General features: G+C 58.2%; 9 protein-coding genes. 3 read left to right on the forward strand and 6 right to left on the reverse strand.

Features of this window, described 5'->3' with window-relative positions; all coding sequences use genetic code 11:
- Positions 1-19 precede the first annotated feature (19 nt).
- Entirely contained in the window at positions 20-1,123 is a 1,104-nt protein-coding gene (locus tag ACZ9IL_RS11610) for an anhydro-N-acetylmuramic acid kinase (protein WP_476003656.1), read from the forward strand.
- Positions 1,124-1,402: 279 nt separating this feature from the next.
- On the opposite strand, the gene ACZ9IL_RS11615 is transcribed toward ACZ9IL_RS11610, so the two are convergent.
- Both ACZ9IL_RS11615 and ACZ9IL_RS11620 read right to left on the reverse strand, forming a co-directional pair.
- A complete protein-coding gene (locus tag ACZ9IL_RS11615) occupies positions 1,403-3,157 on the reverse strand; it encodes an alkyl/aryl-sulfatase (protein WP_476003657.1) in 1,755 nt (584 codons plus the stop codon).
- Positions 3,126-3,434, reverse strand: a complete 309-nt coding sequence (locus ACZ9IL_RS11620; protein WP_476003658.1) for a hypothetical protein — start codon at positions 3,432-3,434, stop codon at positions 3,126-3,128. Before ACZ9IL_RS11620 ends, ACZ9IL_RS11615 begins: the two co-directional genes overlap by 32 nt.
- Positions 3,435-4,626: 1,192 nt before the next feature.
- On the opposite strand from ACZ9IL_RS11620, the gene ACZ9IL_RS11625 reads away from it, so the two are divergent.
- Positions 4,627-5,892, forward strand: coding sequence for a RidA family protein (locus tag ACZ9IL_RS11625; RefSeq protein ID WP_476003659.1), 1,266 nt, complete (start codon positions 4,627-4,629; stop codon positions 5,890-5,892).
- Between the two features lie 138 nt (positions 5,893-6,030).
- Here ACZ9IL_RS11625 and ACZ9IL_RS11630 read toward each other — a convergent pair whose 3' ends face one another.
- From ACZ9IL_RS11630 to tkt, 4 genes are all read right to left on the reverse strand, one after another.
- Entirely contained in the window at positions 6,031-6,432 is a 402-nt protein-coding gene (locus ACZ9IL_RS11630) for a hypothetical protein (RefSeq protein ID WP_476003660.1), read from the reverse strand.
- Between the two features lie 345 nt (positions 6,433-6,777).
- Entirely contained in the window at positions 6,778-7,161 is a 384-nt protein-coding gene (locus ACZ9IL_RS11635; RefSeq protein ID WP_476003661.1) for a hypothetical protein, read from the reverse strand.
- An 88-nt stretch (positions 7,162-7,249) separates the two neighbouring features.
- Entirely contained in the window at positions 7,250-7,711 is a 462-nt protein-coding gene (locus ACZ9IL_RS11640; RefSeq protein WP_476003662.1) for a GNAT family N-acetyltransferase, read from the reverse strand.
- A gap of 243 nt (positions 7,712-7,954) precedes the next feature.
- On the reverse strand, positions 7,955-9,946 hold the full coding sequence (tkt, locus tag ACZ9IL_RS11645) for a transketolase (RefSeq protein WP_476003663.1): 1,992 nt from the start codon (positions 9,944-9,946) through the stop codon (positions 7,955-7,957).
- Positions 9,947-10,286: 340 nt separating this feature from the next.
- Here tkt and metK point away from each other — a divergent pair, with 340 nt between their 5' ends.
- Complete coding sequence (gene metK / locus ACZ9IL_RS11650) at positions 10,287-11,438, forward strand: methionine adenosyltransferase (RefSeq protein WP_042643855.1); 1,152 nt, start codon at positions 10,287-10,289, stop codon at positions 11,436-11,438.
- The last annotated feature ends 128 nt before the right edge of the window (positions 11,439-11,566 follow it).

The raw sequence follows: 11,566 nt of genomic DNA on the forward strand, positions 1-11,566 counted from the left end.
TCGCATATAGGGGCATGCCATGAGTGAACGCTATATCGGGCTGATGTCGGGCACCAGCATGGATGGCATCGATACCGTGCTGATCGAGATGGACGGGGAAACACTGCGGGTCGAGGCTGCGCTCTGCCACCCCTGGCCGGACGACACCGCCCGCGCGCTGCACGCCCTCTGCACTCCGGGTGAGAACGAGATCGATCGCATGGGGGTGGCCGACAACCTGGTGGCGCACGAATTTGCCGTGGCCACTCGGGCGTTGCTCGAGCAAGCCGGACTGACCGCCACCGATATCCGCGCCATCGGCTCCCACGGCCAGACCATTCGCCATCGCCCTGCGCTCGGCTTTACCCTGCAGATCGGCAACGCCGCCCTGCTGGCCGCCTTGACCCATATCGATGTGATCGGCGACTTTCGCACCATGGACATGGCCCTCGGCGGTCAGGGGGCTCCGCTGGTGCCCGCCTTCCATCAGGCGCTGTTCGCCAAGCCGGGTGCCCTGCGGGTGGTGTTGAACCTCGGCGGCATCGCCAATATCTCGGTGCTGCCGGGCACTGCCAGCGGGGTGTATGGCTTCGACACCGGCCCCGCCAACACCCTGCTCGATGGCTGGTATCGCCGCCACCATGAACAGGGCGGCAACTACGATGCTGGCGGCCGGTGGGCCGCCAGTGGCCAAGTGGTTCCTGAACTGCTGGAAACGCTGCTCGCTCACCCCTACTTTGCCGCCCCCTGGCCCAAGAGCACGGGGCGGGAGATGTTTACTCTCGACTGGCTCGATGGCCAGCTCGCAGGCAGCACACATGCCCCGGTGGATGTGCAGCGCACCCTGCAGGCACTGAGCTGCCACAGCATCGCCCGTCAGTTGCCGGTGCTGGCCGAAGGCCAGGCCGAGCTGTTTGTCTGCGGTGGCGGCGCCCATAACGGCCCGCTGCTGGCGGAGCTGGCGGCGCTGTTGCCCCGCTGGCGCCTTGCCAGTACCGCGGAATTGGGGCTCGCCCCCGACTGGGTGGAAGGAGCCGCCTTTGCCTGGCTGGCACAACGCTTCATTCACCGCCGGCCGGGCAACCTGCCCGCCGTCACCGGCGCCAGCCGCCCGGCAGTATTGGGCGCCCTCTATCCCGCCTGAGCGATACCAATGACGAGTCCAGTGCGTGCCCTGATCAAGCGTCACCCCCTTGAGCCGTACCCGACGAGCGGAAGATGTGGCGAGTCAACCGGCACACAATGGGCGACATCCGCACTCTGGCTGTGGTTGAGACTGTTGGCGAGGGGAATGCAATGCTAATGGAGGTCGTAGCGTGGATCTCAGGGGCATCTGTTAAAAAGCCCTGGATGGGAAGACCATCCAGGGCTGAACAAGTAGGCACTTGATACCAATAGCGGTAACCGCACCGTACATCAGCTGTTACTGCACGCGGTTCTCCGGTTGGAGTGGCAGAACAAGGTTCATGTTGTTCTTCACATTCAGCGCGAAAATACCATTCAGTTTTTCAACTGCTGCTTTGTTTCCATCAATCTTGGCCTTGCCACCACTGACCAGCTCGTCAAGCTTGGCTTGGCCGGCAGCGAAGGCCAGGAAATCCCGCTTGGCGATCTCAAGGGTGGCCTCTGCCTGCTTGTTCTGGACGTCGGCTACACGGTTGAATACCCCGTTATGCAGGTCGATGGCGAAATCACCACCCTCCTTGAATTTCAGGTTGATGACCGCATTGCCGGCTTTTTCAGCCTTGATCTGATCCACCATGATGCCCAGGAAGTTCATGAAGTGCTCAGGCGGCAGGGCGGCAATCACCTCTGCAGACGTGGTACTCAGATTGTTCTTGATGTTACCGCCCTGGCGCAGCTCAACCGCCCCTGCCAGATACCAGTTGCGGTACAGGGCGTTCTCTTCCTGATAGCCCAGCTGCTCCAGGATATCAGCCAGCAGCAGATTGACCTCCTTGTTGTTGCCGTTATAGGCCACGACGTTGTTGAGCAGATCTGCCGCGAAACGATAATCCCCCTTCTGGACGCTGGCCAGTGCGGCACTCAGCACCTTATCTTCCCCACCCAGGGCTTCTACATAACGCTTGCCGCGTTCGGCATCCGGGTACTTGGCCAATTCGACCGGGTTACCGCTATACCAGCCCAAGTTGCGGACATAGGTGGATTTCAGGTTGTTGCGCGTGTGGCCATAGTAAGGACGGTTATCCCATTTGTTGAACACGGAGGCAGGTAGCTGGGCATTCTCGGCAATGTCATCAGGACGATAGCCATAGTTGGCGTAGCGCAGGGTGGTGTCGTAGAGCGACTGATAAACGTCGCGCTGGTTCTTCAGATAGTCCACCACATTGTTGTTGCCCCATACCGGCCAGGTATGAGGTCCGAAATTGACCTCCACCTCGCCACCCCAGCGGGCCACCGCCTCGCCGATATACTTGGCCCACACGCTGGCATCACGGGTCTGTGCGCCGCGCAGGGTATAGATGTTGTGCTGCAGGTGGTTGACGTCCTCCGCCATGGAGAGTGCCTTCCATTGCGGGATATACATGATCATTTCGGAAGGAGCTTCGGAGTGCGGCGCCAGATAGAACTCGAAGTCCACTCCGTCGATGCTGACCTTCTGACCGTCCCTGGTGATGACTTTATTGGGGATGGGCAGACCGGAAGCGTCATTCGCCAGAGCAGGACCGAGGGCCCCTGTGATGATGCCCTTGGCATCCGGCTTCAACACATTGCCGTACTGATAACCGGCACGGCGTGCCATGATGTTGCCGGCCGAGACGTTCTCGGAGATAGCCTCCTCGACAAATCCCTCGGGCGCAATCACGGGTAGGTTGCCGCTCTTCACATCTTCCGGCTTGGCCAGGCCCGCCGCATAGATCCCCTCGAAACCGCCGAAGTGGTCGGCATGGCTGTGGCTGATGATCACGCCCTTGAGCGGCCGCTTGCCCCTGTGCTGCTCATACAGTTCGATGGATTTCGCCAATGCCTTGGGGGAGTATTCCACATCGAAGAACACCACGCCGGTTTTGGTCTCGATAATGGTGAGATTGGAGAGATCCTGGCCGCGGATCTGATAGATATTGTCGGTGACTTTGAACAGGCCGCCGTAGTTGGCAAGCTGAGTATGGCGCCACAGGCTGGGGTTAACCGAATCGGGTGCTGCCTTGTCCTGCATGAAATTCAGGCCGGTTGCACTGAATACCCCCCCCAATGTCTCCATTGTTGATAAGCGGTGCGATCAGTCCCTTGCGGGAGTCTTCAAAGGCGACTTTGTTATTGAAATCCAGTGCCTTGTACACCGCCTGATTGGCATCCTTGGTGAAGCTGGTGGCGTTTTTCTGCTCTGCGGTGAACACGTATCCACCATCTTGCGCCTGTATCTGGCCAGCAAACCCCAATACCAAACTACTCACGAACACCAACCTCGGTGAGACGTGTTGTTTTCTCTGCATGTTCAGACTCCTTGTCAGTCATTCAAGAAATTTCAACCCAGCTGACAGCTACGATCAAAAGCGCCAGAAGCGGAGGTTCAACCCACTTGCACGCCTAGCATTATCACAATCCGTTCACAACACGCCACAACAAAGGACTAAATTGATACCCTTTTGACTGCATTATCACATTCTCAAGAGAGACCCTTAAATTGACCATTTGATCAATAACCCCCCCCTCTCATCTTTCAGTAACATAAAGAAGAGATATTTCAGTTCAACATAACGCAGTCGATCTTGGCCAAGCGTCCTGCTACAAACACTGACTGAGACTCAGCGGTCGCTATCACGCTCTCTGGATAAAGCAGAACTCCCCTTCAACAGCAGTTCGGCTGGCACAAGCACACAGGAGTGTGCTTGTGCGGACATACAGCCTGCTGTCTCATCGTTACTCACTCTTTATTCCTCGCTCTGTGCTCTTCACCTTTCCACTCTCAATTCACTATTGAAATTTAATGGCATATAATGCCACCTCTTTGGCAAACAAGAATGCGCCAATATCGGTATTCCAGGCTTTATTTCAGCGACGTCATAATGGGCCGCCATGCAAATTAATGAATTATATTCCCGGCACATCTTTACCCTCACGCCCAAGCCTTTTCGCTAGCATATTTTTGGCTGCCTAGATAGCCCGCCAAAAAATCAAAAATTACATATCCATGCACAATAAGGCTCATTATCTGCAAGATGATGCATATTATTAACCCTTCATTCACAGCGACGGCCCGTACCCTGCGTGGGACCGAGCCGTTTCCGCACTGCCTTCGCTGGGCTAAAGCAGCACATTCAACTACCAATGGATGATATTAAGTATGAATTGAATAGCAAAACGGCTATTTTTCAGACCATTGAGCCACCTCATAGAAATGAGATCCTGGTTTGCATAGCGCACCAGCCACTCATAGAATCGCCTTGTCTGAAATAATCAACCCCATCCATGCCTCTCTTATCCAATCCCTCATTCGAATGGATTGACAATAATAACCGAGGACGCGGATCCGGCTTCCTGTTGCGTGCCGCTCAGCCCGCCTGCCCTGGCCAGCTATTCGTCACACAAAAGATCTCGGCGGCCCAATTTACGGCACCGAGTCGGGCTCGCGATCAGATAGGGTCAAACCGTACTCTGCGTTAATACTGAATGAGGAACATAGATATGAGTGGAATTATCATCAAGTCTGCCAGAAATACCCCTAATGCCCCCCAGGATCTGGGCCCCTATACCCAGAGCGTGGCTTTCTCTCATTACAACAATATTTCCGCTCAACTCCCCGTCGATCCCAAGACCGGCAAACTGATCGCAGGCGATATCAAGGCCCAGGCCAGACAGTGCCTGACCAATATCAAGGCCATCGTCGAGAGCATCGGTCATGTGATGGACGACGTGGTCAAGACCACTATCTTCCTCAAGAACATCGCGGATCTCGACGCGGTCAATGACATGTACCGCGAATTCTTCCCCGGCTATGTGCCGACCCGCACCGTGCTCGCCGTTGCCGCCCTGCCGCTGAACGCAGAGATCCAGATTGAAGCCATCATCTCCAACGGTGAAGGCACCTTCCCGCAGGCCCCTTGCGCCCTGGTGAAGCTCGCCCGCAACAGCGACAAGGCCCCGCAGAGCCCGCTCTCTACCCACACCGTTGCCTTCTCCCACTACAACAACATCGGGGCACAGCTGCCCGTCGACGGGGCATCGGGCAAACTGGTTGCCGGCGGTATCAAGGAACAGGCGGCTCAGTGCCTGAGCAACATCAAAACCGTTCTGGAAAGCGTTGACGTGCCCTTTGACGACATCGTCAAGGTGACTGTCTATCTGACAAACCTGGCGGATATCGACGCCGTCAACGAGGTCTATACCACCTTCTTCCCTGACTCCGCCATCGCCCGTGCCGTCGCCTATCTGCCGGCCCGCTCCGTGATTGCCGCCTCCGCCCTGCCGCTGGGCGCCCTGGTGCAAATGGATGCCGTGATCTCCCACGGTGACGGCACCCCGCCGCAACTGGTGGAAGACAGACACAACCTGGTGATCCGCGCCCGCAACACCGACAAGGCGCCCCGCAGCCCGCTGCATACCCAGACTGTCGCCTTCTCCCACTACAACCATATCGCCGGTCAACTGCCCGTCGATCTGGCCACCGGCAAGATCCTGACCGGTTGTGTCAAGGAGCAGACCGCCCAGTGCCTCGGCCATATCAAGACCATCGTCGAGAGCATCGACCATGTGATGGACGATATCGTCAAGGTCAATATCCAGGTGAAAAACATCGAGGATCTGGAGGCGGTCAACGCCATCTACAGCCAGTATTTCCCGAGCTACCACCCCGCACGTACCGTCTTTGGCGTGAGCGAGCTGCCCGCCGGCGCCCTGGTGCAGATGGATGCGGTGATGTCCAATGCGGAAAGCACCCCACCCCAGTGCTGATTAGTTAATTAACAAACAGGGCCCTGAAATGGCTATTTCAGGGCCCTGTTGTATTCAACCTAATATGGTATAAAGCATTGCCATATAGGCTCGGTAAAATAAAGCATTAAGTTCTCTTTATTTTAAATGGCAACCTTTTTATTGAATGTAGCGCTTAAGCTCAGCTTCCCGCGCCTTGAACATCTGATAATCACCGGCGGCTCTGCTCTTTGCGGCGGTGAACCACTGCACACCTACCTCATCAGCATGTCTGAACTCCAGCCTGAATTCATATTTCATGCTTATCACCAGCGCCAAGCATGCTCCCACCACAAATGCAACGGCAGGCAGCAGCCACGTGATGACCTGACCGTTTTCATCCGTTGGGACAAATATAAACAATAAGCTGGAGGCAATGACACCCAGCATCATCATATTGAGTACTTTGTCTTTCCAGGAAAGAACCTTGACTTGTACATTGGATATTTTATCCAGATCATAGCTATCTTTATTGACTTGCAACTTGCTTGCTGACTTGTTGATGACAATGGAACAAGGCATCGTAACACTCCATTTTAAATATAGGTCGCATGACATTTTTATAATTAACAACGCTTGGTGCGAGAAGGGGTCATTATCCCGAATGACCTTGTACTTTGCGCCATTCCCCAGGCTCGATGCGATAACAACTTGCTGGCTTGGCTTGCACCATGAAGGCTACCGGACAAGCTCCCACAAAGTGGCGCGGACAGGCGTAACAGCCCGCCGAGAATGGTATCGTATGGGGCCATTTCGTGCAGCAAAATCAGGATAAAAAGCGAGGCGGATCACCTTTCCACCGCGGGAAATTGACGAGAGGCACTCATCCTCCCGTCAACCATGGAAGTCGCCCGATCCCGGCATCCATCATGACGACTGGCCAAGTCCTTCGCGCAGCCTGCGGATGCGCACCAGAAAGTAGCCAGCCGCAAGCAGAGGCCAGAGTGATATCCATTGCCCCGGGACAAGCAACAGCAGGGCCACCGAGACAAGGATGCCGCTCGCCAGCCCGGCGAGATGGAGCCTAGGGTTGCCAAGAGGCGTGCCGCTGCGAAAATGGTTGTCGAGACGGGAGAGGGTCAGCAGCCCGACGCCACAGCACAGCAACAAGAGTGCCAGCGGCCAGTGGCCGAGCGCGAGCCCCTCTGTCGCCATCCCCATCAAGGCGGCCGTCCCCATCAACATATAGAAGGCGCTCACCACAAAGGTCGGCAGCAACACCAGCAGCCAGATGACTCGATAGAGGATCATGTCTTCATACCACCGGAGACCAGGCCGGAGGGCAGCTAAACACGCTGCTCTTGTGCCGGCTAACAGAAGATAAAGGATGAAATTCTCATCACTGGCAGATGTTCAGCTCCATAAACAGGCTGTTTGGGTCTGCCTCATAGCTGCCGAAGGGCTCGCACTCGCGGAAGCCATGCTTGCGGTAAAGGGCGTGCGCCGGCTTGAAGAATGCCATTGAGCCGGTTTCCAGCTTCAACGAGCGATAGCCCCGCGCCCTGGCAGTCAGGATGAGGTGGTTCAGCAGGCGGGAGCCAATTCCCCTGCCCCTGGCGGCGTCATGCACCCGCATGGATTTGATCTCCCCACTGTGTCGATCCAGCTCCTTGATGGCGCCACAACCGACGAGCTCGCCCCCCTCATAGGCCGACCAGAAGGTGATCTCCGCGACCTTGAGCCCCTCGAGATCGAGTGCATGCTTGCTCTGTGGCGGGGAGCTGGCCCTCATGTCATCCAGGTGGCGTGCCAGGAACGCGGCTATGTCCGGGCCTTCGAGGTTGTCTATACCAATCTCCATCTCTGCTCTTCTCCTTTTTCACATCGAGGCCAGCGCCCTGCCGGGTGTGTCGGTGTCGACTGTGACGATGGTAAACCCCATTGATACGCGATCAGCCGACCCAGATCCAGCCATCATCCGGGCATGCCGGACCAGCGGGTCTTGGCGGCAACAATAAAAAAACGCCCCCCATCTTGCGATGGGGGGCGTTTATCGACTCAGCGCTTGGGCCCGGTGCTGCTCAGCCCAAGGTGCCGGCGGGCATTACAGGGATTCGGCGGTCGCGACCACGTTTTCCACGGTAAAGCCGAATTCCTTGAACAGCAGCTCAGCCGGTGCAGACTCACCGAAGGTGGTCATACCGATGATCTTGCCGCCGAAGCCCACGTACTTGTACCAGTAGTCGGCGATGCCCGCTTCGATGGCGACACGCTTGGTGACGGACATCGGCAGGACGGACTCTTTGTACTCGGCAGACTGGGCATCGAACACGTCGGTAGCCGGCAGGGATACTACGCGCACGGCGCGGCCCTTGGCAGTCAGCTGCTCATAAGCGGCCACGGCCAGCTCCACTTCGGAACCGGTGGCGATCAGGATCAGCTCCGGGGTACCGGCGCTGTCTTTCAGCACATAACCACCCTTGGCCACATCGGCCAGTTGCTGGGCGGTGCGGTCCATCTGGGGCAGGTTCTGACGAGAGAAGATCAGCGCAGTCGGGCCGTCATGACGCTCGATGGCGTGCTTCCAGGCGATGGCGGATTCCACCTGGTCACATGGGCGCCAGGTGCTCATGTTCGGGGTCAGACGCAAGGAGGCGATCTGCTCGACCGGCTGGTGAGTCGGGCCATCTTCACCCAGACCGATGGAGTCGTGGGTGTAGACGAAGATGGCGCGCTGCTTCATCAGAGCAGCCATGCGCAGGGCGTTGCGGGCGTATTCCATGAACATCAGGAAGGTGGCGCCGTAGGGGATGAAACCACCGTGCAGGGCGATGCCGTTCATAATGGCGGACATGGCGAACTCGCGCACACCGTAGTGAATGTAGTTGCCGGAGGCATCTTCATTGGTCAGGGACTTGGAGCCGGACCACATGGTCAGGTTGGACGGTGCCAGATCCGCAGAGCCACCCATGAACTCGGGCAGCAGCTTGCCGAAGGCTTCCAGAGAGTTCTGGGACGCTTTACGGGTCGCAATCTTGGCCGGGTTGGCTTGCAGGGTTTCGATGATCTTGGCAGATTCAGCGGCCCAGTTGGCCGGCAGCTCGCCGACGGTGCGACGCTTGAATTCGGCGGCCAGGGTCGGGTGCGCGGCTTCATAGGCGGCAAACTTGGCGGCCCAGTCGGACTCCAGCTTGGTGCCCTTCTCCTGGGCATTCCACTCGGCGGCGATGTCGGACGGAATGACGAAGGGGGCGTGGTCCCATTTCAGGAAGGCACGGGCGGCGGCGATCTCGTCGTTGCCCAGCGGTGCGCCGTGGCAATCGTGGGAGCCGGACTTGTTCGGTGAACCGTAACCGATGATGGTGCGGCAGCAGATCAGGGTCGGCTTGCCAGTCTCGGCCTTGGCGGCTTCGATGGCGGCATTGATGGCTTCCGGGCTGTGACCGTCAACGGCCGGAATGACGTGCCAGCCGTAGGCTTCGAAGCGCTTCGGCGTGTCGTCGGTGAACCAGCCTTCCACGTGACCGTCGATGGAGATGCCGTTGTCATCCCAGAACGCGATCAGCTTGCCCAGCTGCAGGGTGCCGGCCAGGGAGCAAGCCTCGTGGGAGATGCCTTCCATCAGGCAGCCGTCGCCCATGAAGGCGTAGGTGTAGTGGTCAACGATGTCGTGACCCGGCTGATTGAACTGCTCGGCCATGGCCTTCTCGGCGATCGCCATGCCCACGGCATTGGTGATGCCCTGACCCAGCGGGCCAGTGGTGGTTTCGATGCCGGGGGCATAACCGTACTCCGGGTGACCCGGGGTGCGAGAGTGCAGCTGACGGAAGTTCTTCAGATCATCGATGGAGAGATCGTAACCGGAGAGGTGCAGCAGGGAGTACAGCAGCATGGAGCCGTGGCCGTTGGACAGCACGAAACGGTCGCGGTCGGCCCACTTGGGGTTGTTCGGGTTGTGCTTGAGGTGGCCACGCCACAACACTTCGGCGATATCTGCCATTCCCATGGGGGCGCCCGGGTGACCGGAGTTGGCTTTTTGAACGGCATCCATACTCAATGCGCGAATGGCATTGGCAAGCTCTTTACGAGAAGGCATCTGTATCTCCTGCGATTGCTTCATTTGATGGCCAAGATTAAGGCGCGTCATTGTCCCAGCAGGGCGCGCGGCGTGCAAATATTATCTGGGCGAATAAAGCCGCTTTGGGAGCACAATCGCTTTTCTTAGGCAGGAAAACGATTGAGTCAGCCCCTCTGCCACTCCCCAATGGGGTAATTCTCTGCACCGACCCGCCCCGGGCGGCCCCGGCCCAAAATAGTGCTGGCAATCACCCAGTGGCCTAATTAAAATAGACGTCCAGATGTAGATACCTCTACAGTCATCCTGTCATTTTCCGGTTATGGCCAAGGCGATAACCCCACACGATTGAGAACCTATCATGGCAAAGTTGTTTACTTCCGAGTCGGTCTCCGAAGGCCATCCCGATAAAATCGCCGACCAGATCTCCGATGCGGTGCTGGATGCCATCCTGGTGCAAGACACCAAGGCGCGCGTCGCCTGCGAGACCTTGGTCAAGACCGGCATGGTGATGGTCGCCGGTGAAGTAACCACCTCTGCCTGGGTCGACATCGAGCAGATCGTGCGCGATACCGTGCGCGAGATCGGGTACACCCACTCCGACATGGGCTTCGACGCCGACTCCTGCGCCGTGCTGAACGCCATCGGCAAGCAGTCCCCGGACATCAACCAGGGTGTTGACCGTACCGACCCGTACGAGCAGGGCGCCGGTGACCAGGGCCTGATGTTCGGCTACGCCACCAACGAAACCGACGTGCTGATGCCCGCCCCCATCACCTACTCCCACCTGCTGGTGAAACGCCAGGCCGAAGTGCGCAAGAACGGCACCCTGCCGTGGCTGCGCCCGGATGCCAAGAGCCAGCTGACCTTCGCCTACGACGACGCGGGCAAGATCCTGGGTGTGGACGCCGTGGTGCTCTCCACCCAGCATTGCGACTCCATCAGCCACAAAGATCTGGTGGAAGCGGTACGCGAGGAGATCATCAAGCCGGTACTGCCGACCGAGTGGATCACCAAGGACACCAAGTTCTTCATCAACCCGACCGGCCGTTTCGTTATCGGCGGCCCCATGGGTGACTGCGGTCTGACCGGTCGCAAGATCATCGTCGACACCTACGGCGGCATGGCCCGTCACGGTGGTGGCGCCTTCTCCGGCAAGGATCCGTCCAAGGTGGATCGCTCCGCCGCCTACGCCGCCCGCTACGTGGCCAAGAACATCGTCGCGGCCGGTCTGGCGGATCGCTGTGAAGTGCAGGTCTCCTACGCCATCGGCGTGGCCGAGCCGACCTCCATCAGCGTCGAGACCTTCGGCACCGGCAAGGTCGCCGAGGAGCTGCTGGTCAAGCTGGTGCGCGAGCACTTCGAACTGCGCCCCTACGGCCTCATCGAGATGCTGGATCTCAAGCGCCCCATCTACCAGGCCACCGCCGCCTACGGTCACTTCGGTCGCGAAGAGTTCCCCTGGGAGAAGACCGACAAGGCCGCCCTGCTGCGCGACGTCGCCGGTCTGTAACTTTCGCCCGGCCACGAGCCTGTGATAAAAGGGGAGCCTAGCTCCCCTTTTGCTTATCTTGTAGCCCGCCGCGAAAAATGAAAAACCTTAGCGGTAAGAATGGGAAACGCGCCTCGGCGCGTTTTTTC

The sequence above is a fragment of the Aeromonas sp. TECH754 genome (assembly GCF_056279295.1).

What these genes read in the sequence shown, in the direction of transcription:
- ACZ9IL_RS11610 (WP_476003656.1), top strand. Translation starts at nt 20, where the DNA reads ATGAGTGAACGCTATATCGGGCTGATGTCGGGCACCAGCATGGATGGC.
- ACZ9IL_RS11620 (WP_476003658.1), bottom strand. Translation starts at nt 3,434, where the DNA reads ATGCAGAGAAAACAACACGTCTCACCGAGGTTGGTGTTCGTGAGTAGT.
- ACZ9IL_RS11625 (WP_476003659.1), top strand. Translation starts at nt 4,627, where the DNA reads ATGAGTGGAATTATCATCAAGTCTGCCAGAAATACCCCTAATGCCCCC.
- ACZ9IL_RS11640 (WP_476003662.1), bottom strand. Translation starts at nt 7,711, where the DNA reads ATGGAGATTGGTATAGACAACCTCGAAGGCCCGGACATAGCCGCGTTC.
- metK (WP_042643855.1), top strand. Translation starts at nt 10,287, where the DNA reads ATGGCAAAGTTGTTTACTTCCGAGTCGGTCTCCGAAGGCCATCCCGAT.
- ACZ9IL_RS11635 (WP_476003661.1), bottom strand. Translation starts at nt 7,161, where the DNA reads ATGATCCTCTATCGAGTCATCTGGCTGCTGGTGTTGCTGCCGACCTTT.
- tkt (WP_476003663.1), bottom strand. Translation starts at nt 9,946, where the DNA reads ATGCCTTCTCGTAAAGAGCTTGCCAATGCCATTCGCGCATTGAGTATG.
- ACZ9IL_RS11630 (WP_476003660.1), bottom strand. Translation starts at nt 6,432, where the DNA reads ATGCCTTGTTCCATTGTCATCAACAAGTCAGCAAGCAAGTTGCAAGTC.
- ACZ9IL_RS11615 (WP_476003657.1), bottom strand. Translation starts at nt 3,157, where the DNA reads ATGCAGGACAAGGCAGCACCCGATTCGGTTAACCCCAGCCTGTGGCGC.